Origin of the sequence: Mucilaginibacter sp. RCC_168, assembly GCF_041355315.1 — a bacterium.
In the GTDB taxonomy this organism is placed as follows: domain Bacteria; phylum Bacteroidota; class Bacteroidia; order Sphingobacteriales; family Sphingobacteriaceae; genus Mucilaginibacter.
Genome location: NZ_JBFUPN010000021.1, coordinates 1 through 25,565 on the forward strand (window position 1 = coordinate 1; position 25,565 = coordinate 25,565).

General features: G+C 40.5%; 15 protein-coding genes. 1 reads left to right on the forward strand and 14 read right to left on the reverse strand.

Annotated features, from left to right (window positions below; all coding sequences use genetic code 11):
* The 11 genes from AB6735_RS19765 to AB6735_RS19815 all read right to left on the reverse strand — a co-directional run.
* Positions 1–1,286: glycoside hydrolase family 3 protein (locus AB6735_RS19765; protein WP_370997729.1), on the reverse strand; the 1,286-nt coding region annotated here is incomplete at its 3' end.
* A gap of 55 nt (positions 1,287–1,341) precedes the next feature.
* The gene (locus AB6735_RS19770; protein WP_370997732.1) at positions 1,342–1,572 is read right to left on the reverse strand and encodes a hypothetical protein; all 231 of its coding nucleotides are present in this window, start codon (positions 1,570–1,572) and stop codon (positions 1,342–1,344) included.
* A 564-nt stretch (positions 1,573–2,136) separates the two neighbouring features.
* Positions 2,137–3,909, reverse strand: a complete 1,773-nt coding sequence (locus AB6735_RS19775; RefSeq protein ID WP_370997734.1) for a family 43 glycosylhydrolase — start codon at positions 3,907–3,909, stop codon at positions 2,137–2,139.
* 326 nt (positions 3,910–4,235) lie between these two features.
* The gene (locus AB6735_RS19780; RefSeq protein ID WP_370997735.1) at positions 4,236–5,708 is read right to left on the reverse strand and encodes a cellulase family glycosylhydrolase; all 1,473 of its coding nucleotides are present in this window, start codon (positions 5,706–5,708) and stop codon (positions 4,236–4,238) included.
* Between the two features lie 105 nt (positions 5,709–5,813).
* The gene (locus AB6735_RS19785) at positions 5,814–6,008 is read right to left on the reverse strand and encodes a hypothetical protein (protein WP_370997737.1); all 195 of its coding nucleotides are present in this window, start codon (positions 6,006–6,008) and stop codon (positions 5,814–5,816) included.
* Between the two features lie 240 nt (positions 6,009–6,248).
* Positions 6,249–6,800: a hypothetical protein gene (locus AB6735_RS19790; protein ID WP_370997738.1), complete on the reverse strand. Its 552-nt coding sequence runs from the start codon at positions 6,798–6,800 to the stop codon at positions 6,249–6,251.
* Positions 6,801–6,983: 183 nt separating this feature from the next.
* Complete coding sequence (locus AB6735_RS19795) at positions 6,984–8,498, reverse strand: glycan-binding surface protein (protein ID WP_370997740.1); 1,515 nt, start codon at positions 8,496–8,498, stop codon at positions 6,984–6,986.
* A gap of 24 nt (positions 8,499–8,522) precedes the next feature.
* Entirely contained in the window at positions 8,523–10,112 is a 1,590-nt protein-coding gene (locus AB6735_RS19800; RefSeq protein WP_370997742.1) for a RagB/SusD family nutrient uptake outer membrane protein, read from the reverse strand.
* A 31-nt stretch (positions 10,113–10,143) separates the two neighbouring features.
* The gene (locus AB6735_RS19805) at positions 10,144–13,335 is read right to left on the reverse strand and encodes a SusC/RagA family TonB-linked outer membrane protein (RefSeq protein WP_370997744.1); all 3,192 of its coding nucleotides are present in this window, start codon (positions 13,333–13,335) and stop codon (positions 10,144–10,146) included.
* 543 nt (positions 13,336–13,878) lie between these two features.
* Positions 13,879–18,090, reverse strand: coding sequence for a two-component regulator propeller domain-containing protein (locus AB6735_RS19810; RefSeq protein WP_370997745.1), 4,212 nt, complete (start codon positions 18,088–18,090; stop codon positions 13,879–13,881).
* A 394-nt stretch (positions 18,091–18,484) separates the two neighbouring features.
* Complete coding sequence (locus tag AB6735_RS19815; RefSeq protein WP_370997746.1) at positions 18,485–19,258, reverse strand: helix-turn-helix domain-containing protein; 774 nt, start codon at positions 19,256–19,258, stop codon at positions 18,485–18,487.
* Positions 19,259–19,364: 106 nt separating this feature from the next.
* On the opposite strand from AB6735_RS19815, the gene AB6735_RS19820 reads away from it, so the two are divergent.
* A complete protein-coding gene (locus tag AB6735_RS19820) occupies positions 19,365–19,838 on the forward strand; it encodes a hypothetical protein (RefSeq protein ID WP_370997747.1) in 474 nt (157 codons plus the stop codon).
* Between the two features lie 108 nt (positions 19,839–19,946).
* On the opposite strand, the gene AB6735_RS19825 is transcribed toward AB6735_RS19820, so the two are convergent.
* The 3 genes from AB6735_RS19825 to AB6735_RS19835 are packed head-to-tail and all read right to left on the reverse strand — an operon-like array spanning position 19,947 to position 25,470.
* Positions 19,947–23,006, reverse strand: a complete 3,060-nt coding sequence (locus AB6735_RS19825) for an efflux RND transporter permease subunit (RefSeq protein WP_370997748.1) — start codon at positions 23,004–23,006, stop codon at positions 19,947–19,949.
* On the reverse strand, positions 23,003–24,079 hold the full coding sequence (locus AB6735_RS19830) for an efflux RND transporter periplasmic adaptor subunit (protein ID WP_370997750.1): 1,077 nt from the start codon (positions 24,077–24,079) through the stop codon (positions 23,003–23,005). The genes AB6735_RS19825 and AB6735_RS19830 overlap by 4 nt, the downstream gene beginning before the upstream one ends.
* Before the next feature lie 5 nt (positions 24,080–24,084).
* The gene (locus AB6735_RS19835) at positions 24,085–25,470 is read right to left on the reverse strand and encodes a TolC family protein (protein WP_370997751.1); all 1,386 of its coding nucleotides are present in this window, start codon (positions 25,468–25,470) and stop codon (positions 24,085–24,087) included.
* Positions 25,471–25,565 lie beyond the last annotated feature (95 nt).

The window sequence follows — 25,565 nt, forward strand, 5'->3', positions numbered from 1 at the left end:
TTTTGTTCGTCGGTTTTACTTGCCAGGTAATTGGCCCTGTAACCCTGCGCAAAACTGATACCGGCTGTTTTGCCAAATCTTGATTTTATGCCCTCCAGGGCGGTAACCTCATATTTGGCCTTTACTCCCGCGCCATACCCTCCCAGGGCAAATGTGCGTACCGCATTATCCCCGATTACTGCAATGCGTTTGATTGCGCTTGTTTTTAATGGCAATAAATGATTGTCGTTTTTTAGCAGAACAATGGATTCTGATGCGATATCATAAGCGGCTTTCGCATGTTCTGGCGTAGCTATTGATCCTTTAGGATGATCAGCACTCATGGAGGTATGGTACATGAGCCATAAAATCCTGCGCACTTTATCGTCAATCGTTTTTTCAGAAACCTGGCCCGCTTTTACAGCGGCAAGCAATGGCTGGGCAAAGTACCACCGGTCATACGGCCCGCTTGATCCCATTTCAATGTCAAGCCCGTTATTGGCCGCAGCAACTGTATGGTGTGTCCCGGCCCAGTCTGACATGACCACCCCTTTAAAACCCCATTCCTTTTTCAGCACTTTATTTAATAAAAAATCATTCTCGGAACACCAGTAACCATTCACCTTATTGTAGGCCGACATAACCGTGTAAGCATTCCCTTGCTGTACGGCTGCCTTAAAGGCCGGGAGATAGATCTCGCGCAAAGCCCTTTCATCAACCATCGTGTTTACGCTGTCGCGGTTAAGCTCCTGGTTATTGGCGGCAAAATGTTTTATGCAAGCTGCTACATGCTGGCTTTGGATCCCTTTGACAGATTGAACAGCCAACTGGCTGTTCAGATAAGGGTCTTCGGAATAATATTCATAGGTACGGCCGCAAAGCGGCATCCTGCAAATATTGAATGCAGGTGCAAGCATGACCATCTTTTTCCGGGCATTCGCCTCCTCCCCTATTACTACGCCATACCGGTTGGCCATTACCGGGTTCCAGGTGGCGGCTATTGCCGAACCATTTGGCAGGAACATGGCAGAATCGGTTGTCCAGTTAGCCGAGGCCCAATCAAACCGCTTTATCTCTTCGCGTACACCCAATGGCCCGTCATCGCAGGTGAGCTCCGGAATACCTAAACGTGGTACGCCCCCTGAAGAAAACAAAGCGTTGCCATGCAGCATCCCTATTTTTTCTTCCAGCGTCATTTTCCTGATGATCCTGTTGATCTTCGCGGTAAGCGCCACCTCGCTTTTGCTTTGTGCCGAAACTCCGCCAGCCACCAAAAACACCATTATACAGGCAATCGTATATTTCATAATTATTTATTCCTTTAGGTTATAACACATGTTTAAGTAGCATGTAGTTGAAATCTTATTTTGAAAGGTAACGCATCCCATAATGTTCTAAACACTTTTGAGTTAACTTCTTAATAAGAACTAAGCCATCGTTACACATTTTTTTCGACTCAGACGTTAAGATAGGGTTACTGAAGATAATAGGGTGCTCTTTAAGCAAAATACCAATCGTATCAAAATTCTCTATCAAAGCTTTAATTTCACTTTCATTTAATTCTGGCGCTTTTGAAATAATTTGATTTTCCATATCCCCTTTTTTAACCAGGTATCATTTGCCTCGGCAATCGTCATGCGTTCAAATAGATCACTGTTGATTTCTTTCAGCTTACTTTAATATTACACTTTGTGCAAAGGTTCATTGCCTGATGTTGAAAATAATTTACAGATTTTTCGTATCATATTTTAGTTAACGCCTGAGTTAAGATCCCGACGTTGAAAACAGAATTGTGGTAGTTAAAAAATGCCGGAACCTCTCGGTAAAGGCCCCTGGCATTCACTTATAAATAAACAACTAAACTCTCTCTTATTTAATTTTCATTACTTCTGATCTTTTATCGTAAAACTTAGCGTATTTTTAAAGTTTAGCTCGCCAGAAACGTACTGTCTTATCTGTTCACAGTACCGCTTCCAGTGAAAGCTTTAATCCAACATTACTGTTTATATCCTGCTTTTAATGGCATCCATCATACGCTGATCAAGCACTTTGCCTGGCTCTCAAAAGAAAGGCGTAACGGTTTCACCGAATCGGCAGCAACAGCCCTCTTTGATCGAACATCTGCTTATAAATAGCATCAATAAACCAGCAACCGGACTAATAAAATTTCCATTCATCAAACAAAAAACCCTCTCCATTAAATACAAAATAGATATTCCTTACTCCTTTATCTATGTTCAGTCCTATTTGCTTTGAGAGCGTAGTCCATTCCTTCGCATCACATACAAGAGAAACAAGAGCCGGGCCTTTAAGATTATTTACATAAACATCAATTGTACCTTTTCCTTTCACACGGGCTTCGAATTTGGCAGGAATCTGTTTGCTAAAATCGGCTCCCCGGACCATGAGACATTGTTTATCTATTTGTCCTTTGGCAACCATATTACCCACAACACCAACAGTATCGAACTGGACGTGCCCCGAAGTGCCTGCGGTGGTTTCAGCTTGCTGCAGAACGAACGGATTTAATAGATTAGTTTGTGACGGACCTTTAAAAGTTGCGTTGATCATGGGTATATTCACGCCACCCCCTTCATCCACCGGTGCTTCTTCGATACCCACATTACGAAAACCACCCTTAGTGTTAAAATAATCCTGTAAATACATGGCATGGTAAGCAAGATAATATTTCCCTTTAAACTTGAACAAGTGACTGTGATTGTTTGTCAAAGGTCCCACGTTAACGTCGCCGGTATTCTTAAAGTAATTATCGCGATACGTCCAACTATTCGGATCTAATGGTGTTTTACTCGTCATATAAGATATGTTGCATGCGGTTGGTTTAGCAATATTGCTATAAGGCCATTCAGTGCGTTCATCCCAACTCGTACAATAGCTATAAACCCAGGTTCCATTGATAAAATTAAGGTCGCTGGCCTCATTAAAATAAGGAGCGGGTATTTTAGAAATACTGCTGGCCAAACTGATCATATCTGGTCCTAATTTGACGATTCTGGCATTATCCGGCATATATTTTGTTTTAGGCTTTCCGGCTCCAAAAACCAGCCAGCCTGTACCTTGGTTGTCAATCATAGCCCCGGGATCGAATGGAACATCGACATCAACACCGGGAACAGAATGGTCGACTATGTTCTTTCCTAATGGGTCTTTCCAGGGGCCAACGGGAGAGGTGGAAGTAAGCACGGCTGAGCCAGCACCGCTATTGGAGTAATACAAATAGAAGTGCGTCTTACCATCTGCTTCCAGTCTGGATGTAATGGAAGGCGCCCAGGACGTAAAAGTCCATGGCGCCAGCTTTGCTGTATTTATGAGGCCATGATAAGTCCAATTGACCATATCATCGGAAGACATCATGACCAGTGTACGGATATACTCGTAACTATTTTTCCCATCCTTTCCTACCTTCTCATACTGTTGTTGGTCATTCGTGGCATACACATAAATTCTTCCATTGTATTCTATAGCTGTTGGGTCGGCCGTAAACATAAAATCTAATAAAGGATTCCCATTATTGGTGAGAAGTTTCGGCGAAACTTTTGCGAATTTTGCTTCCAGATCTTCATTATCCGGCTGTGAAACTTGAATTTGCTTTATATCACCATTAGAAGCGTTGATAGTCACTATCGCCTCGCGGCCAGCCCCCGTGTTGTTAGCGTTCGCGGTTAACTTAAGCGTAACATTTCCCGGGCCTCCCGATGACTGACTTATGGTGAACCATGGAGATAAGATGTTGGCCGCCGCTGTCCAATTACCATTTGTAGTAATGGAAAGATCAGAACTACTTCCTTTCGCCTCAAAAACAACTTGCAAAGAAGAAACAGTGAGTTGAGGCTCCATCGCTTTCTTTTTACAGGAAAAAGAAAGCGATGGGACCAAGAATAGTAAGACTAAAAATATACCTTTTTTCATATTTATTATATTGTTCATTTTTGTTAGGAGCTGTTTAAATTTGATTTGTTAAGAATGCTGTGAATGGTTTTGACAGGTAGATAAGCAAAGTTTCTCAGCTCTTATTGCATAAAATCACATCTTACAGACCTTAAAATGCTGCCAAATCCTATCATAATACTTTTCAAATTACCTTTTTTAAGCAGTTTCTTAGTTTGATTTATCTTTTCACAATCAATATCAATTATATACGTTAAGCTAAATTTTTTAAAGTTAGCTCACCGGAAAACGGTACTGTATAGCCCATTCACAGTACCGCTGTTCCAGTAAAAGCTTTTAATCCACCATTACTGTTTATATCCTGCTTTAATGGCATCCATCATACGCTGGTCCTTTACCACATTATTAGATCTGTCTAACATAAAACCTATCTCCCACCAGAATGGATGAAGGCCATTCGCAACAGCCGTTTTGGTCGCAAAAGTTGTCCAATAATCCACAGACTTGTTGTGCATATCCAGATCCTTAGGAAGATAATTGCTATTGGTGGCGGCAGTCCTCCTCCAGACGGCATATTCACCCAGCATCACAGGGATACCTTTATCAACAAACTTCTGTTTCATCTTTTGTAATTCAGAAGTGATCGCATCCTCTTCTCCATAGGTTGCATTGCGGTCTGGCTCAATAGTCGAATGATACCCAGCCCCCCAGTAGTAAACCATTTTGCCCCAACTTGCATCTCCATCCGTTAGTATCGTAAATGCAGCAGGCGTGTAGTCATGTACCTCCACCATCAACTTGTTAGGGATCTTATCTGTCGGAAGCGTATTCATCAAGTCATTAGTTTTATTAGGGTCGGTGTGAGGCCCCTGCACAACCAGCACCCGGTAACTGTTCCTGCCTCCGGTAGAGCGAACTGCATTAATAAATGTCTGGTGGTAACCATTGAGTATGGCCATCTGCTCGGCATTATCCGCTGCAGGTTCATTCGCGCCGGCAAATATAAGGTGCTCATCAAAATCGCGCATGGTTGTAGCAATCTGCTCCCAAATCGCCTTTTGCATCGCATTAACGGAATCTTTCTTTAACGCATTGACATTATTTTCCAGCCAACCATTATCCCCGTGAGCATTAAGTATCACATATACATCATTAGCAACACACCATCCAACCACTTCTTTCACCCGCGCAAGCCAGGCCGGGTCAATTGTTGCCTTTTTCCGATCGCTTAAATGACTCCAAACCCAGTTACAGGGAATCCGTACAGCATTGAAACCTAAACTTTTTACAAATTTCACATACGATTCGGTCATTTTACTACTCTGCCAATCACCTTCGTTTGGAGACTCCATGGTATTACCAAAATTTAGCCCCATCTGCATTTTTGCTGCCAGTTGCACGGCGGTACTGGTCATTCCGGTCATATCTGGCGCTATAGGGAATGTATTATAACCTGGGTATAAGGTGGGGGCCTGAGAAACTATCACCCTTCTTGCCTGCCCGTTGGAAGAACTTATGAATAAAATACCAGAGCGGGATGCCGTTGTAGCATTTTGTGATAATGTTGTTAAATGAATAACAGTGTTGCCGCTTTGGCCTGATGTTGTACTTAATTGCAACCACGAAAAAGCTGGGTTGTCGACGCTCCAATCGGCATTAACTGCAACGGTTATGTCCTGGCTTCCACCATCTCCTGTAAAATTTATTGTAGACGCACTAACTGTTAGTTGCGGGTCAAGAGTTTTCGCCTTTTTGCATGCGAATAAAGATATACCTGTAATAAGCGATATCAATATTGTAAAAGAATACTTAATTTTCATTTTGTCTTAATTTTTATTTAAAAGAGCCCTCTGAACCATACTGTTCAGAGGATTTTTTCTTCAGCCACAATATCATTTTTTATTTATATCCTGCAATAATGGCATTTACCATGCGCCGGCTATTAGCCACATTATTTTTTCTGTCAAAACCATTACTGCCCCCCACCAGAATGGTAAAATACCATTCGCTCTCATAGTTTTGGTCGTATAAGTTAGCCAGTAATCCACAGACCTGTTGTGCATCAGCGTATCCTTAGGATTACCCCGTGTTGGTTTCGGGAGTCCGTCTCCAGGTTCCATATTCACCCAGCACCACAGGGATACCTTAATCAACAAACTTCTGTTTTATTCTTTTGAAATTCAGAATCGATCACATCCTCTTCTCCAAAGGTGGCGTTGCGGTCCGGCTCAATAGTAATGTGTCTGCCCTGCATATAAAAAATTCAATGATTTATTTTTAACCAACTTAAATGATTTTGAGTAATTTGATTTTACTCCTTCAATCTAAACTATATACAATCCTGATTTCAGTCGCCAGGCTTACTGCTTTCCAGTAATTATAAAATTATCAAACATTATAGCATTAGCATTCACAGTATTAGGATTCATTCTGAGGCTTATTGTTTTATAATTCCCTAAAGGCAAAGCAACCGATTTTGTTTCTTTAGACCACTTTCCACCACTAGCAACTGTAGGTAGAGTTACCCAAGAAGCACCGCCATCAATACTTGCTTCAATTTTTGGTACTATAGCATCTCCTGCATCTTCAACAACAAATTCATAAGACAGGTTTAAATTTGTAAAACCGGCCACATTGATATTAGGTATGGTAACAGCAGCACCTTTGGATTCTATTTTCAATAGAAATCCGTCACCCCACCCTTGACGCAAATTTATATTGGCATTGTCAGCGGTTTTTAAATCGACTCCACCATTCCATTTTCCTGTCTTTGTAGATGGTGCAAATGAATACATATAGCCATCACTAACGGCGGTAACATTTGATTCAAAATTTTCGGCATACAGAGTTTGCTGTGCTTTGGCTAACATCCCTGTTGTTAGAGCCAAAAATAATAGTATGATTTTTTTCATGTTACTTGAGTTTTAAATATTAATAATTGTTCATTATTTGTTTGAAAAAATTGGTACAATAATTTTAGGTAATAGCATTAAGGGCTTCTGCCAGAGCTTTGTGCTTTTAAGGCTATTCTCATTTAGTCTCAAATTTTTATTAGTTAAAAGCCCCGCAGTCATATGCTGCCACGGGGCTTTAGCTTATTTAATTTTTATAACTCTCAAGTTATCAACAGCGCCATAAAAGCCGGTTGCTGTATTGAAAGCGCCATAGTTATGTAACCATATAAAGCACGTACCATTTCCTGAACTATCCAGTATATCAGAAAATTGTGTCATTGCAACACCTTTGCCATCGCCCAGATCAAGATCTGTTTTACGGAACTCCGTAAAAGGAACCGTCAGCGTCATCCAACCTTTTGTAGTGTAGGCTACGGTAGCAGTAGTCCCGGATCTTTTCCATGGTTCCCAACGATAAATAAATGTAGTTTTGCCGTTAACTTTAATATTAAGTGCACCTCCATTCCATGCTTTCGGAATACTTATTTCAAATTTTAATGCATAATTCTGAATAGAATCGCCCAAATTAGCTTGTGGAATCCATTGCTCCTTATCAAAGGCAAGTTGATAATCAGGCGGCCAACCATCACCATAGCCTTCTCCCGGCTCCAGAATATTGGTTTTTAGCACAGCAAAATTTGAAGTATTTCCGGGAAAATCAGGATTGTATGGCAGCCACGATTGAGCATTAGCAGGGTTGCCAGTACTTTGGGTTCCCCCATCCCAGCCTATCATACCCCACTTATCATTTTCTATATTGGCAATTATACCACTTACAAGATCGTGCACTTTGTACACGGTAGTACCTGTGCCAAAATCTGTAGTAACAGATACCGGCCCGCTTTGCGTTAGCGTTGGCAAAACGAACCCAACATAACTCCCATCTTTTGATGATTTATAAGAAGTAACTGGCGTACCGGCAAAAGTTAGCGTTTGAATATCTTTAAGATAGCTGCCATAAATATAAACCGAATCACCCGGGTTGGCATTTTCATTGGAAATACCTGCTATGACCGGGGTCGCGTTTATTTTAAAATTCACCGTACCGATTTTGGTGGTTACCAATACCCGATCATTGGTCGTTGCAGCCGGCATCAAAAATCCGATAGAAGTCCCGTTAGTATCTAATTTAAACGACGGGATTGCTGTACCCCTATATGAAAAGCTTCGAACGAAAAACAGATTTGCGCCATTAACAAAAACAGAATCACCCGGGTTGGCATATATATTTGAAATTGTCCAAACAGCAGGTGCTGCCGGGCCTAATTTAAAAGAAAACGTTGTTGAGCCGGCTGTTGTTTTATAGTCTACAGTATATAGCTTAGCAGTATCAATTTTTGCAAACTGTATGTTAGGTATTTGCACAACAGCACTACCAGGCGCAAATAAAGCATTGTTAAAAGATGCTGGAACCCCGTCAAAATTGATTTGAGTTGCATTTTGCAAATTTTGCCCGGTTATTACCACCCACTGGCCCTTTGCCTCGGCTCTATTTAAAACCGTGTCATTTGGTGAGGCTACATAACTTTTAATAGACGTAATAACCGGAGGAGCACTGCTGCCGACATCTGCATTCTTTTTACAAGCCGGCAGTAAGGCCACTATCATAAAGACAAGTGACAAAAAATACAAGCTTAAGTATGATTTCTTTTTCATAACAAAATATTTTAAATGTTTTAATTAATAATAGGGTACCGGCGGCTGTGCCAATTTAGGGTCGGTGGTCAACTCTGATGATGGAATTGGCAACGTAAATGAAGCGATAGTTGCCGGAAGTGTAACTGGCGGAGCAATAGTATCCCTTCTGGCTATCTTCGTTTTAGGATCATAAGTAAACGAAATCCGACCGTGATTAAGATCCTGATCATTAAGAAATTTCACCGCATTAGTTGGATCGTAATAAGAATACCTAACCAGGTCTATCCAGTATTGTCCTTCAAAAGCAAGTTCAACCCTTCTTTCCGTGCGTAGTAAAGTTGGGGTTATTGCAGTCACAATATCCACGCCGGCCCTTGCGCGCACAGCATTGAAATACTTTAGAGCATCACCATTACTTGTAGTACCATCGTTACCCAAAATAGCTTCGGCATATACCAAATACACATCGGCCAACCTAAGAATTGCATTATGTTCGGGAGATGACCAGGAATCCATTGTTGGTAAGTTGTTATCTTTTTCGGTGCCAATAATGTGTTTTTTCAGGCCTGGAGATTTAGCCGTATAACCACCACCTGCTTGATTCAATTCGGGATAAAAATCTCCGGTAAGCATAATAGTGGCTTTACGCCTTACCGTATCCTTACCCGAATACATCTGGTATAAATCATAGCTTGGCGCTAAGCTCTCCCATCCGCCTTGTTGTTGAGGAGTAACTTTACCATCTGGCGCAAAATATTGTTGCAGGGCATTACCAATACCATAACCCACGCCTCCGGCCCACTGGAGCGCGAACAATGATTCAGGGCTATCGTTGTTTTGCACCTTGAAAAGATCATAATAGCTGGGAAACAACGACAAGTTGCTATTTTTACACACATTGCCCGCATATTTTTTGGCACTGTCCAACAAGGCCTGGTCGCGGCTGCCACTTTTGCCTAAACCTGCCATCGTTAAATATACTTTGCCCAGCATTCCCTGCGCCGACCAGGTAGTTACCCGGCCTTTTTCATCTGTTTTGGGAAGATATTGCGTTGCGTAAGTCAGGTCTTTAGTAACAAATTTATACACATCCGAAACAATATTACGAGGAAGCAGCGGGTCTTTTAACAGTTTGCTGTTGTCTTCAATAATTGGCACAGCCCCCCAATACACCGCCAGGTGATAATAAGCCACGGCACGAATAAATTTTGCCTCAGCTATGGCAGCATTTTTGTCTGTTGCCGAAATGGATGAAGATGCCTGTTGCTGTATGGCACTGATAACCGTATTACATTGCGCTATAACATTATACAACCCAACCCAACCATTTGTCACAAGGCCATTTTGGGCGGTAATAGTTCGTGTAAAAAGCTGTACCAAATCGCCATTATACGGAAAGCTGGCGGTACCGGCCAATACGTCGCCAAGTGGTATGTAGCCCTGAGTGTTCCATTGAAACCACTCTGAACCGGCGTACAGGCTTGCCGTAGCCAGCCGTAATTCGGAAGTGGTTTTGTAAAAAGTATTAGCACTGATCTGCGAGTTGGACGGACGGTCCAAAAAACTCTTTTTACATCCGGCTATTGCGGCAACACATAGCAGGATGGTGATAATTTTGTGAATTGATTTCATAAACAAATATTTTAAATCGATAATCGTTTTATTATTTCAAGGTTATGTTTGCACCAATAGTAAATACTCTTGGCTGCGGGTAATAACCGCTGTCCCAACCTGCCTGAAGCGGGTTCCACGAACCTATCTCGGGATCCATGCCTTTATATTTTGTAATTATAAATGCGTTGGATACATTGGCATATACCCTGACAGACCGCACAGATATTTTTGATAAAAGGCTTTCTGGCAAGCGGTAACCTAAGGTGATATTTTTGCACCTCAGGAATGAGCCATCCTCGATCATTAAACTATTAGGCCGGTTATTGGTATTGGTATTATCATTTCTCAACCCAAAAACGGTAGTGTTTGGGTTGGTTACATATACATTGTTAACATCGGTTGCAGAGCCTTTGGGATCTACCAGAGCCAATTTGGCATAATTTAGTACCGATGTGAAAAAAGTGGCATGATTTCCCGGATCGGTTTGCTGTATAGCTATTTGATTGAATACTTTGTTGCCATAACTGCCGCTGAAGAAAATATTCAGGTCAAAATTTTTGTAGTTAAATGTATTATTGATACCATACTGGAATTTCGGGATTGGGGAGCCCAAAAAGGTTTGATCTTTTGAGTCGATAACACCGTCGCCGTTCAAATCCTTGAACATACGGTCGCCGTACCAGATACCACCGCCTGCCGAAGAAACCGGATAAGGGTTACCATTGGGATCAGCAGGCCGGGCATGGTTTTGAAAATCACTTGGCTTTGAAAATATCCCATCAAATACATAGCCGTAAAATTCGCCAATAGCTTGGCCCACCACTGTTTTTTCGATTATATCATTAATTGTATAAGATTTCTGGCTTAAGTTAGCCATGTCTCCACCAGCACCTAAACTGGTCACTTTATTTTTATTTCGCGATATGGTAAAAGTAGATTTCCAGCTGAAATTTTTAGAAATAATATTGGTAGAGTTGATTTGGAAGTCGACCCCTTTGTTGCTTAGCGAGCCGACGTTGGCAAAAGGCGCTTGCATGGCCCCCGGCCCCCAACCCGCCACAGTACCAGAGTATTCTGGAAGCGGTACCTGTAATAAAAGGCCGTGTGTTTCGCGGTCATAAACGTCTAATGAAAAGCCTAACCGCCCGTTCCAGAACGATCCATCGATCCCGGCATTATAATAATCAGTTTTTTCCCACTTCACGGCTGCGTTTGCCAAATTGTTTTGAAACTGCGCTGTACCTGACAGGCTGTTAGGCACCGATGTAAGTTGGGTTACAAAAGTATTGCCCGGTATGCCTTGATTATTGGTTAGCCCATAACCAAGCCTCAGCTTCAATTCGTTGATAGATTTTACGCCTTTTAAAAACGCCTCGTTATTAATTTTCCAGGCAAACCCGCCCGAATAGGTAGTAACCCAACGATTATTGGTGGGGAAATTTGAAGAACCATCGTTCCTTACATTGCCGGTGAGCAGGTATCTGTCATCCCAGGAAAAATTGAGACGGCCGAACCAGGATTCCTGTGCATTGCCGCCAGTGGGGGTTGATTGTGAATTATCGCCCGAGTTTGTGGCCGTGCTGGCATCCCCGCCATTAATGGCCTGCACATTGTCTGAAGCAAAATTCCTTCGCGCGCCGTAAAGAGATTCAAAAGTTCTCTCCTGCGATTCATGCCCCGCTAAGGCATCAACATGAAGTTTTTTGAAATTATGGTTATAAGTTAAAAAATTGCGTATTGCTATATAAAAATTTTGGCCGGCATTTGAGGAACCGAAATTACGGCTGATACTACTTTTGCCAAAACTATAAGTTGGTGAATACCTATTTTCCGTATTAAAATCGAAATTACCAGATAGTTCACTTCGCAGGTTTAGATCTTTGGTAAACTGTATTTCGGCGTACACATTGCCGAATATCTGATTATTCTTTCTCTGGTCTTTTACAATTTGGGCTAATGCCACCGGGTTGGCAACAGGTGCTACCCAACCGGCGGGGTCGGTAACGCCGCCATAGGAACCATCAGGATTTTTTACCACAACATCAGGGCTAATGCTTAGTGCGGTGGCAATTACATTACCAGAGGTTGAATTTACACTTTCATTAACATGCGCCAATTGAAGGCTGGTCCCTATTTTTAGCCAATTAGTGGTTTTGTTATCTAAATTCAGCCTTACCGAGTATCTTTTAAAATCAGATCCAATGGCTATCCCTTCCTGGTCAAAATACGAGGTTGATAGTAAATATTGGGTTCTGGCATCTCCGCCGCTTACCGTAAGCGTATGATTCATCATCGGAGCCTTCCGGAATAATTCTTTTTGCCAGTCGGTACCGGTGCCCAGGTATTGAGGGTTGACAAATTGGGGCCTGGTATCAAAGCCCCAGACAATGCCCCGGGCATTAATGATAGTAGCAAACTGCTGCAAATTCACCACAGGCATCCGTTTTAGTATTTCCTGATAACCTGTATAAAAATCATAAGTTATCTGCGGCGCTCCGGCTTTACCCCTTTTTGTAGTGATAACAACCACACCATTGGTTGCCTGCGAACCGTATATGGCTGTTGCCGAAGCATCTTTCAATACATCTATCGATTCTATTTCAGCAGGATTGATAGCATTTAATGGATTAGAACCGCTACCGGGATCGCCAACCGGTGGAATAATGATACCATCTATGACGTACAATGGCGAATTTGAGCCGCTTATTGAAGATACACCACGTATCTGGATAGATACGCCGCCACCGGGCTGACCCGATACCTGCTGGACCACTACACCTGCAACTTTACCCTGCAGGGCCTGATCAAACGTGGTGGGTTGGGTTTTGCGCAATTCGCTACCCGAGATGGAACTTATTGCCCCTGTAAGGTCTTTTCTTGCTCGCTTAGCAAAACCAACAACAACAACCTCGTCTAAGTTGCTGGATGTTGATTTGAGGGTAACATTAATTGCGCCAGCTTGCTTAACAGTTATTTCCCGTGGCGAATAGCCTAAAAAGTTAAAAACGAGCACCTTGCCGGGTTCGGCCGCTATGGAATAACTACCGTCAATACTGGATATAGACCCCAGCACCGTTCCTTTAATTTTAATACTTGCTCCAGGTATTGGCGCACCATCGTCGGCGCTTGTTATTTTGCCCGTAATATTTACGGTTTGCGCATGGGCAGAAAAATAAAGAAACATGCCCGTGATAAATAATGAAATCTGATATTTCACTCTTCTTTGTAAATTTTTATCCATCTTTTAAAAGGATTTTAAGGTTTGATAATTGGTTCATTGGTTTGGTTAGTAATTAATTGGTTTTTATTTCATTCATAATTTATTTTGTTATCATATCTTTTCAGATAGCCTAATACTCAAAACAACCTTTGGAAACTATTTACTGTTAGTTTCTTCACATGAAATGACTGCCCGAACAATCAGTTAAAAAACTTCAGTTGCAGTCAGACACATGTTTATTAATTCAAAAAAGTTAACTGTTGGTCCAATTGGTTATTGGTGGAACATTGTTTAAAAGCAACATCTTTAAACACATTACTTTGAACTTATATTCTGGGGAATGAAACTATGATTGTTAAAAAGAAAGGAATACCGAATTTGATAATGAATACAACCCAAAATGTTAACTACTTTACAATATTCTAAAAATCAACACTTTAAATCGTTAAAAACCACCCCACTTGATGGTTTTTTTAATTTTTCACAAAATTTTGACTTCAGTGACAACAAATCTGGACTAATTGGCTGTCGTAACGCGGACAAGAAGGGGCTGACAATAATTGGTTAAATTTGACTGTTCTTTTCTTCCAGTTTCTGTTGGCGAATTGAACTGACATAGGTGGAAGGAGGGATGTTATACTCATCCTTAAATGCTTTTGTAAAATATTTGGGCGAATTAAAGCCAACTTCGTAGCCAATCTGACTGATTGTCATTTGGCTGGTTTCAAGCAAATACACGGCTTTCTTAAGTCTTATAGAACGGATAAAGTCAACAGGCGACTTTCCCGTAAGCATTAAAACTTTTTTATAAAGCGATACCCGGCTCATATTCATCTTGCGGCTTAATTCATTTACCGAAAGGCTTTCGTTCGTTATATTGAATTCTATATATTCAACAATACACCTTAATAGTTTTTCATCTTCATTTTGTAAAGGAGTTTCCTGCAATTGCACATCTATCTGTTTTTTGTACGTGCGTTTATAGGTGTCTCGAAGGGTTAAGATATTTTTGATTTTTGAAAGCAATATTTCAAAATTAAATGGTTTTGTCATGTAATCATTCGCGCCAATTTCCAGGCCTTTTATCTGGTCTTCGTCACCCGTTAACGCGGTTAACAGTACAACGGGAATGTGCGAGGTACGTTTGTCATTCTTTAGTTTTTTGCACAATTCAATTCCTGTCATTTCAGGCATGCTGATATCACTTACAATAATATCAGGGTGTTGCGATAACGCCTTTTGCCAGCCTTCCCTCCCGTTCGAAGCTTCGATTAAAAAAAATACATCTTTTAAATTGTCTTTCAGGTAAAAGCGAAAGTCATCGTTATCCTCTACTAAAAGAACTACCTGCCTTTTATTTGATAGCGGCTGTTTGACAATAGTTTTACCCTCATTAGGAGTAATTTCGTTTGCGCTATTGTAATCAATGTCATTGTCTGATGGCAGGTCAATATCCCGATTGTTATAGATAACAAACGGTAGTTTAATGATAAAACAACTTCCGTGATCAGGCTCACTCTCAACAGCTATTTCACCTCCGTGCATCTTCACAAACTCATGCGTAATTGCCAGGCCGATGCCGCTGCCCTGATTAATCATTGACTCCGGAATATCGTGTTGAAAAAAGCGTTCGAAAATTTTACCTTGTTTTTCATGCGGAATACCAATACCGGTATCAATCACCTTAATTTCAAGCGGGGCGTCACCTGTTTCGCTATCTACATTAAGCAAAACGCTTACCTGGCCGCCGGGAAGTGTAAATTTAAAGGCATTTGATAGCAGGTTAAACAATATCCTTTCTATCTTATCATGGTCAAAATCAGTAAACAACGAATCAATCGTGGTATCAAAAATAAAATTAATCTCTTTTTGTTCAGCGATATCAGTAAATGAAAGGTATATCTCGTTGATGAACTTCACAATATCTCCGGGCTGGTTATGCAGTTTCAACTCCTGAACTTCCATCTTCCTAAAATCAAGCAACTGGTTTACCATGTTCAACAATCGCCTGGCGTTTTTTCCAATCATGCTCAACTGTTGTTTCTGTTCCTGATCAGCGTGGGTAAGCATTTTTTCGACCGGTGCCATGATCAGCGAAATCGGTGTCCTGAACTCGTGACTTACGTTGGTCAAAAATTTAGTTTTAAGTTGATCAAGATCTTGCATTCGCTTAATCTCCTGCCGCTCTTGTTCAATTATCAATTTTGCTTCCTGTTTTTCTTTCTCTGCTATAAATTTTTCTTTCTCTGCAATGAATTGTCTTCTTATTTTTTGTATTCCGCGCCGGCGTATAAAAAAGAGAATCCCGGTTATCAGCAACACATAAATAACATAAGCTAAAGTAGATTTCCAGAACGGTGGCAATACCTTAATTTTTAATTTTATATAGCTGGGTTTCCATTTTCCCTCCTGGTTGATAGCCCGTACCTTAAAAGTATAATCGCCTCCATCAAGGTTGGTATAGGTTGCTTTCCGGGTAGCGTTGTTTGCAGTAAGCCACCCTTTATCAAAACCCTCCATCATATATTGGTGCGTTATTTTATTGGGGTTAAAGAAATTTAAGCCGGCAAATTCAATGGTGAATACATTTTCGCTGTGGTTCAGCGTTATTTCCTGTGTCGCCGAAATTGCTTTAGATAATACGACATGGCCGTCAACTTCTTCATTGGCTGCTATACTTTTGTTGAATAGCTGAAAATCGGTGAAAATTAATTTAGGCTCATCTATATTCGGATGTATACTCTGTGGGTCGAAAATATTGAAGCCGTGCGAACCGCCAAATACTAATTCCCCTTTACTGGTTTTTAAAGCTGCATTTACCGTGAACTCTCTGCCTTGCAGGCCATCTGTTTCATCAAAGCTTTCAAATTGGAACTTATAAGTGCCATTGCCTGGTGTCAATGTTACCCGGCCCAGCCCTTTTGATGTACTTAGCCACATGGTCCCCCTGTTATCTTCCAATACATTCAAAATCTGGTTGTCGGGCAACCCGTCCTTTTTCTTCAGCGAGATAAAACGATTAGTTTCGGGGTTCAATATGCTCAATCCGTCCCTTGTCGCTATCCACATCAGGCCGCGGCTGTCCTGCGTAATATTATGGATATCATCATTGATCAAACCGTTAGGGTCGTTCTTCTTTTTATTATAATGTATAACGCTACGCCCATTTTTTAATATTTTATCTATCCCAAGGTATCCTCCTACCCAGAGATTACCTTTTGTGTCCTCAAAGAGTGTGGATATATAAGACGACCTTATATCTGTTTGCTTCAAGGGAGGGGAAAATATTTTTTTGTTTCTGTCAAATATTTGCAAACCCGCGGCAAAAGTGCCTATCCATAACCGGTTCGATGAATCTTCCAGAATATTCCATACCCGGTCATCAGCAATGCTCGTGGGCACCTTTTCATTATGTTTGTAATGAATAAATTTTCTTCCGTCAAAATGATCCAGCCCGCCAAAATACGTACCTATCCATAGTTGCTGATCATGATCCATACATAAGCTTACAATAATATCACTGCTGAGGCTATTGGGGTTTCCCGGATCGTGTTTATACTGGGTAAACTTGCCTGTTTTGCGATCAAAATAAATTAAACCGCCTCCATTAGTCCCAATCCATAAATTACCGTTTTTATCCTCAGCAAATTTATTAACATCTTCAAAACTAAGACTCCGGGAATCTGAGGCGAAGTGTCTGTATAACGGGAACCTGATAATATTTTTATGATAATAACTTACCCCCTCTCTAAGCGTGCGAGCCCACATAATGCCTTTATTGTCTTTATAAAGCGCTACAGTGTTCTGTCCCAATGATTTTGCGTCATCTTCCCTATTTAATAAGTAAGTAATTTTTCCGCTTTTTTTATCCAATAAGTTTATGCCGCCATGATCAGTGGAGATCCACATAAGGCCGTCGTCGGCCTGAATAATATTAGTGATGTTGTTTGAGGTAAGCGGTGTTTCTGACGATTCTTTTGTGATGTACCGAAACCGTCCGGTACGACGGCTGTAATAATAAATGCCGGAATCCATATTGGGGTTAAACACCCAGAGATCGCCTTCGCTATCGATGGTTACCGAGTAGTCTCTACCCCTGTTATTGGCAGCTTTTTTAAAAACCTCGGTATGGTACGTAATTGCATTGCGTTTTACATCAAATAGCTCTATTACACCGTCGTCATAAGCAAGCCATATATTGCCGGTTGTATCTTGCACAATGTCTGTAACAAAATTTGAATATAATGACGGGTTGGAAGTATGGTGATGATAATAACGCGTGGCAGTTCTTTTTAGTTCATTATACCTGTAAAGGCCCGAATTAGGGCACAAAAACCAAAAGTCGCCTTTCCCGTTATTAAGTATTTTTCTAATGGACGGAAACCCCGGAAGCTTGAAAGAATAAAGTACTGACGATACATCATTGTTAAACTGCTCCGTTTCGGGGTCATAAAAAGAATATCCAGCAGGGGTTGTTATCCATAATTTTTTGTCGGGCCCTTCCCCAATATTAACTATGTAATCCTCATTAATGGAATTTTCATTATTTACGTCGTGCTTGAATACTTTAAAAGTATAACCGTCATAACGGTTAAGGCCAGAAGCCGTGCCGAACCACATGAAGCCTTTGCGATCTTTAAATATGCAATTAACCTGGTTGTGTGATAGCCCGTTGCTTATATTAAGTCGTGAAAACTGATACTGGCGATTTTGCGCAAAATTGTTTGTGTAAGCAAAAAACAACACTGAAACGACAATATAAACTTTTACACGCATTAAAATTTAGTTGAGATCTTTGAAATTGGGAACCTGGCCTTTAGCAGGCCGGTACACTAAGATAGCATAAAAGTAAAATAAATTCGCAATTAACGAGATAAAATGGCAATTCCTTTATCTGATCACCGAAATATAAATAATCTACCCTGAAATTAATAAGTCGCCAATACTATGGTACTCATGCCCGAACTTACAGTGAAATAAAGCTTGTTACAGGTTGTCATTTAGCAGGCTATCCCGATCATCCGGTTTAAAAAAAAGCGGTGGCACACCCTTAGTCTCCATTTTTTATCCTCTGTATCCTAGCAGTTATTGGATTTGAATTCGTAGTACTGCCTGATTCTTTCATTGTACCCAAATCCTGCCCGCTTTTCTGATGGAATACAGAATTATTCTAAAGTTTTTTCACCTGAGAGGGCGTTAAACCGGTATATGATTTAAATTCCTTAATAAAGTGCGCCTGATCATAATATCCGCATTCAAAAGCTATTGAAGTCAGCGATGCCTGGGATGAGCGTAATAACTCAAGGCTTCTATTAAACCGATGTACAGAAAAAAACTTTTGGGGAGTTATGCCAATCCAATCCATAAAAAGTTTCTGAATATACCGTTCAGAAAAACCATAGTACGCCGACAAGTTTTGTATGTCAAAACTATCTGTATTAGAAACGTAGCTACACAAATGCTCTACTAATTTCAATTGGCGATTATTTTTTTTATTATTAATCAGCCGCTGAATTAAAAATGTTTCCAAAACTGCTACTTTGTGTTCTATGGAGCGTTGTTCCATTAAGCGATTATAAAAATCATCAGATTCTTTGTAGAAAATGTTACAGAGATCAATCGACTCGTTAGTAAAATCAGAAGCCGGATTTGGAAAGAAAAGCGAACTGGCATATGGCTGGAATCGTGTTATAATACACGTATTACCTTTCTTAAGAGCCGCCATGGTAGGAATTGTCCAATGTCCTAAAACTTCCAAATCAGGCACTTTCATTGAATTATTTCCACGGTGTCTGATAGTATCATTAGAGGAAATGTCTATACAGAGCTCTATACAGCCACTCGGATACATAACCTCCATGACATCCGCATCATGACGGCATGTCCAGTAATTCTTTACAAAAGGTTTTAAAATATCTGATGGAAAAAATACCCGATCTCTCATAAATAAAGATAATGATATTATGAAATATATCATTTGTTCGTTCTTTTACAATTTTTCTTGTAATCCGGGTTTTACTTTTGTTAAAAACAACTTAAAATTTATCAATATGGAAAATTGCAAAAAAACGCTGCTGGTTTTCTTCCTGGTATTAGGGCATTTTATTGTAAACGCTCAATCTGATAAGGGAAATACATTTTTAGCGGAAGCTAAAAAAGAAATTGCCGCGAGTAATGCTACCTATTTTATCGCAATTGCAAAAAATGACGGATCTATTCTTAATCATTATGCAGATGATGCTTGCTTGCTGCCACCTAACTCTCCTGTCCTATGTAGCCATGCTGAAATGGCAAAATTTTTTAAGGATGGGTATGAAAAATATGGTCTTAAAGGAGGTAAGTTCATCACCAAAAATATTTACGGAGATGGCCGGGAGTATGTTACCGAAGAGGGACTTTGGCAGTCTTTTGATGCTCATGGAAAAGTATTTGACGATGGCAAATTCTTAGTTCTTTGGAAAAAAACCAAAAATGGCTGGAAAATGTTCCGCGACTCATTCAGCAGTAACCGTACTCAAAAGTAAAACAAAAACTCTCTAACTAAATCTTGCTGTGATGTAATGTTTGTTAGGTTAAATGATTATAAGGGCACTATAGCCATTGCTATAGTGCCCTTATAATTTCTTTTGGATTTACTCATTTGCTTTATCGCCTTCTATTGCCGGTGGGATCAATTCATAAACGATCGGTGTTACAATTCGAGATAACAATGTGGAACTTATCAATCCTCCAATAAGCACTATTGCCAGTGGCGATATTAAAGGATTAGTAGAGATTGCGATTGGAATCAACCCACCTATCGCGGTTAAAGATGTCAATACAATTGGTAAAAACCGGACCTCTCCAGCTTCGCGGATAGCATCTTGCAGGCTCTTACCTTGTTGTCTTAACTGGTTGGTAAAATCTACCAGCAAGATCGTATTCTTCACTTCGATCCCTGCCAGTGCGATTAATCCGATGATAGCTACAAATGACAAAGAATTACCTGTGGCCCAAAGTGCAACTGCTGCTCCTACCACACCTAATGGTATTACAGAAAGGATGATCAATGTACTTTTAAAAGTTTTAAATAACAGAACAAGGACTGCGATAAATACAAATACCGTAACCAGGATAATACTCATAAAACCACCAAAAGAATTGTTTTTTGATTCTACTTCACCGCCCATTTCATAGCTGTAGCCAGAAGGGAGTTTTAATTTATCCATTTTTTGAGTTACATCATCAATTACACGGCTAACTAAAAAGCTTTTCTGCACATTGGCTTGTACAGATACAACCCGTTTTTTTTCCTGATGATTAATAACGGCCGGTGAGGCTTCCAATTGCAGATCTGCTACCTGTTTCAGGGGCAACGCGTTTCCCTGAGCATTATTTACATATAAATTCCTGAAGGCATCAATACTTGGGCGACCTTCCTTTATACGGGTGAGTAAAACGGTATAACCGTATTTATTATCATTATTGTAATAAGTCCCCATATCCAAACCGGTAACTGCTAATCTTGCAATTTGATCAACAGCCAAAGAGTTTACGCCTAATTGCAGTGCCTTTTCTTTATTTACCGCTATACGTATATCGCTTTTTAATAAGCTTACCGGGTTGTTTATATACATGGTTCCTGCAGTTTGGTGCAGCAATTGTTCAACTTTTAAGGAGTAAATCCGCAGAGTATCCAAATTATCGCCAAACAGTCGTACTTCTATTGGTGCAACTACCGGAGGCCCCTGCTCAAAATTCTTAACCTCCACCTTGGCACCCAGGTAATGTGCCCAGTTATGCTGTAACCGTTGTATTAAGGCTAATTTCTGATCGGGTTTGGTATCATCATCCAGCTGTACAAAAAGCTGCGCAAAATCGCTGCGGTTATTTTCCGAATTCACGTTATAGTAAATACGCGGGTTACCATGCCCCACGTTGGTGGCATAGTATTGAATAAGTGGCTCTTTTTTTAACTGCTTTTCAATTTCCCGCGAAACACTATCGGTATAAGGCAAGTTAGATTGATTAGGCGTGGTGATATTGATCAGAAACTGTGGTTTCTCTGATGATGGGAACAGGCTGAATCCAATAACTCCAAACAGATAAATGGCAGATACAAACAATACAACCGCTACACTAATAGTTAAAAATGGTCTTTGAAGGGCTTTGTCCAACAAACGGGCATAACTGCCATGGATTAACCTCTTCAAAGCACGCATCAGGAAATTTCCTTCGGGATTGCCGGTATGATTTTTCAACAAACGACTCGATAAAAATGGAATGATAGTTAATGATACCAGCATGGACGCTAATACACAGAAAATAACCGCCAGTGGTAAACACCGGATAAAATCGCCTGACCCTTCAGGCAAAAACACCAGCGGCATAAAGGCAATGATGAGAATAACAGTACAACCTACTACGGCCTTCCCAATCTGGCCGGTTGCTTTTAGGGTTGCTTCCAAACGGCTATGCCCTTCCAGCATCCAGCGTTCTATATTTTCCACCACTACTATACTATCATCTACCAGAAGTCCTAACGCAACTACCAGTCCCACAATGCTCAACTGATTTAAATTAAAGCCAAACAATTGCAATAACACAATACCAATAGCTAATGAAAGTGGTATAGAGATCATCACAATTACAGCCGGGCGTATACCCAGAGGCAGCAAAGTAACAGCAACCAGTAAAATAGCGATAATAAAATCATGGCTTAAGCCGGTTAAACGCCTGCTCACATTATCTGCCTGATCAAAATTTTGTACGAGATCAATATTAGCTGGTAATAGCTTCTTGAAATTGGCAAGTACTTTACTATAATCTGCCTGTGTTTTATTGATATTTTCTCCATCCTTCTGAGCTGCCGTTACAAATACACATCGATGGCCGTTCAGTCGGGTTATATGTTTTTCCTCACCATAGCCGTAATATACATGGGCAATATCTTTTAATAAAATATTCTTGCCGTTTGCGGCATAAACAATGGTGCTGTTTACCGCATCAAGTGTACGATAATCATTAGTCTTGATATTAAATGTAAGATGGGCTGCATCAATACTACCTCCGGGCACACTGGCCATTTCACTGTGTAAACCGTTAACTACAGCACTTACGGGTAAGTGCATTTGGGCCATTTTTTCGAGATCAAGCTCTATGCGGACCTGTTGACCAGGTAGGCCAAAAATAGATACTAACTTTAGGGATGATACCTTTTCAAGTTCATCCTGTAATTTCTCAGCAAAGTGCTGCAATAAACTACGGGGAGCATTTTCGGATACCAAAGCCACCTGCAACACGTTAACATCCGTTGGCTGCTGCTTCTGGATCTCAATATTAGTAACATCTGCGGGAAGCTCACTTCGTTTATTATTTACCTCACGCACTATTTCCTGATATTTGGAGTCGATGTTGCTACTATACTTATATTCAACCCGTAATACTGCAACGCCGTTGGAAATATTGGTACGAATACGTTTGATATCATCCAAACCACCTATTGTTTTTTCCAATGGGGTCACTACCCTATCCTCAATATCACGCGGGCTTGTACCCGGGTAATTAACAATAACTAAAAAAGCTGGTGGGTGCATCTCCGGATCTTCCGACCGGGGCATATTTAACATAGTAGTTACCCCCAAAGCAATGATCATGATAAAGATTACCAGCGTAAACTGGCTGTTCTTTACAGCATATTCTGATATTTTCATTTGCTTGCTGTTTTAGGTGATTGAACAACAATAGCACTGTTATCGGTCAGGTAGGCCGAACCAGAGATGATCAGGGCCTTAGCATTTTCTAAACCGGTGCTAATGGTAACTGTGCTTTTATTGATTCCGGCAACGACTACTTTTACCTTATGGGCGGTTTTATTGTCATCCGTCACAAATACATAACCGGTGGTGCCATCTCCATCTAACAATGCTTCATAAGGAATTTGCCATTCACTACCACCTATTACTGTGTAGGAGGGTGTTATGATGGCCTTTCCAAACATCCCGGCGGCTATTCCTTTTGGTTTTTTACCGCTAAGCGTGATGTCGGCACTAAAAGTACCCGTAACTGCATCTACCCCCTCCGATTTACGGCTTATTATACCATAAAGTATTTGTCCAGGAAAGGCTGTGGTTTGAATTTGGGCAGGATCGTTTAACTGCAATCTTGTCCATTCACTATCACTAATACCAACTCGTAAGATCCATTTGTTGGTTTCCGCTCCATTAGTTTGTAATACCGGAGCACCGGCGGTTACCAATTGCCCGGCATTGGCCAACTTACGCAGTATGTATCCGTCTTTTGATGCATGTATTTCTGAATACTGGCGATTATATTTCGCCATGTTCAATTGCTGTTGTGTTTGTTGTAACGCGGTTTTACTATTCTGTAATTGTTCCAGTGTAGCTACACTGTCTTTATACAAATTTTGAATACGCTGATAATCACGCTGCGCTTTTTCTACAGAAAGGCTTGCCTGTTGTACCTGCGCATCAATTTCTGTAAGGTTAAGGGTAGCCAACAGCTGACCTTTTTTTACAGCGTCGCCCTCTTTTACATTAAGACTATTAATGATCCCGCCTGTTTTAAAGGATAACATTACTTCATCATCGGTAGTAAATTGTCCGGATACAGCCATAGCAGCATTGCTATTTTGTTGTTTTAACAATATGGTTTGTACAGGAATGGTATCAGCACCACCATTTTGACTGACCTTAGTTGGGTGTGATTTGCAAGCATACATCAATGGTATGCATAGTAATAAACTGGTGTATTTAAAGGTTTTCATATAATTTATTTCTGATTAGGATTGTCAATAGGATAAGTAGCTTGTTCACGTTCAAGTTCGGCAAGAGCAATTTGTACATTGGCTTCTGCATCTGCCATTTGAAGACGCGCATTGGTAAGCTGATCTTGTGCATCTACCAATTCGAGGTAAAGCAATTGCCCTGCCCGGTAGGCTTTTAGCTCATCGTTATAGTATTTACCTGCAAATAACAGTTGGGCTGTAATACTTTTATAAGTCGCTATGGCAGATTGATAATTGTTATAGGTTTGATCAAGCTGTAACTGTAAAGATTGCTGAATTTGATCAAGCTGCGCAATGGTGGAGTTTACATTTGCTCTTGATTGTTCGGCACGATACTTACGCTGTCCACCTGTAAAAATGTCCCACTGCAGGTTTATACCCCATAAATAATACCTGGTTTTATTATTGATGTTAAAATCAAATCCTTGTGAGCCCAGATCAATAAATGTATTAACTTTAGGAATAAAGCCCGATTTCTGCAATTTATAATCAAGTGTGTAAACCTGCTGCATCGTTTGCAGTTGCTTTATTTCCTCACGGCGGCTGGTACCAAGAGTGGTATCAGGTGCTGTAATTATATCAGCGACGGTTTCACTTTCGATGAATATAGAATCCTGCAATGGGCGATTCAGTAGAAAATTAAAATACGATTTCGCATTTCGCATATTATGCTGTGCCTGTATCAAGGCTGCATTATTTTTCTCCCGTTCTGTTTGTGACCGGAGCAAGGCAGTGCCGTTACGTATACCATTCCGCAGCATACTTTCGTTTTCCCGGATGTTCTCTTTTATCAATAACATAGCGCTGTTATAAGTTGCTATGCTTTGCATTGATTGGTAGTATCGATAATAAGCCGTCTTAATATCTTTTACTAAAGCTCTTTTATAAACATTTACTGCAGCTTGCTGACTGGTGATCAATTGTTGCTTGATCAGCTTATTGTAGCGGATCTCAGCGTTAATGAGTGGCAATGAGGTGCGTAATTTGGCATCGTAAAAGTTATTGGGATTGAGCAGAAAGGATTCATTTTTCAGTTGAGGGAATCTATTTGAATTAGTCAATTGATTTAGGGCTGTGTAAACCGGGTTAACCAGATCACCAACCGGCACATCTATAGTACGACCACCAGCCGACCGCGTGTAACTTCCAAGCAGGCTCACCGTGGGCAAATACATGGCCTGTGCCTCCTTTAAGGCAGCCATAGATTTATCAAGATCAAACTGTTGCTCCCTCAATCCTTGATTTTGTGCAAAAGCTATAGCCACATAATCATCAAGCTGCAGATGATCATTTTGGCCAAATGCATCTATATGGCAGAGCAATAAAAAAATAGAAATAGGAATTAATCCTCTTGTAAACAATGTATACATAATGAACTATGTTTAGTTAAAAAGTAAAAAAATTTATTTAAATGTTATTTTTAAAACGATACATGACATACCCTTATTAATTATATTTTACGTTT

Bases quoted from the DNA above. Each gene is read 5' to 3' on its own strand.
- AB6735_RS19770 (WP_370997732.1), bottom strand. From the start codon at position 1,572: ATGGAAAATCAAATTATTTCAAAAGCGCCAGAATTAAATGAAAGTGAA.
- AB6735_RS19835 (WP_370997751.1), bottom strand. From the start codon at position 25,470: ATGTATACATTGTTTACAAGAGGATTAATTCCTATTTCTATTTTTTTA.
- AB6735_RS19800 (WP_370997742.1), bottom strand. From the start codon at position 10,112: ATGAAATCAATTCACAAAATTATCACCATCCTGCTATGTGTTGCCGCA.
- AB6735_RS19830 (WP_370997750.1), bottom strand. From the start codon at position 24,079: ATGAAAACCTTTAAATACACCAGTTTATTACTATGCATACCATTGATG.
- AB6735_RS19780 (WP_370997735.1), bottom strand. From the start codon at position 5,708: ATGAAAATTAAGTATTCTTTTACAATATTGATATCGCTTATTACAGGT.
- AB6735_RS19790 (WP_370997738.1), bottom strand. From the start codon at position 6,800: ATGAAAAAAATCATACTATTATTTTTGGCTCTAACAACAGGGATGTTA.
- AB6735_RS19795 (WP_370997740.1), bottom strand. From the start codon at position 8,498: ATGAAAAAGAAATCATACTTAAGCTTGTATTTTTTGTCACTTGTCTTT.
- AB6735_RS19820 (WP_370997747.1), top strand. From the start codon at position 19,365: ATGGAAAATTGCAAAAAAACGCTGCTGGTTTTCTTCCTGGTATTAGGG.
- AB6735_RS19815 (WP_370997746.1), bottom strand. From the start codon at position 19,258: ATGAGAGATCGGGTATTTTTTCCATCAGATATTTTAAAACCTTTTGTA.
- AB6735_RS19805 (WP_370997744.1), bottom strand. From the start codon at position 13,335: ATGGATAAAAATTTACAAAGAAGAGTGAAATATCAGATTTCATTATTT.
- AB6735_RS19785 (WP_370997737.1), bottom strand. From the start codon at position 6,008: ATGGAACCTGGAGACGGACTCCCGAAACCAACACGGGGTAATCCTAAG.
- AB6735_RS19825 (WP_370997748.1), bottom strand. From the start codon at position 23,006: ATGAAAATATCAGAATATGCTGTAAAGAACAGCCAGTTTACGCTGGTA.
- AB6735_RS19775 (WP_370997734.1), bottom strand. From the start codon at position 3,909: ATGAAAAAAGGTATATTTTTAGTCTTACTATTCTTGGTCCCATCGCTT.
- AB6735_RS19810 (WP_370997745.1), bottom strand. From the start codon at position 18,090: ATGCGTGTAAAAGTTTATATTGTCGTTTCAGTGTTGTTTTTTGCTTAC.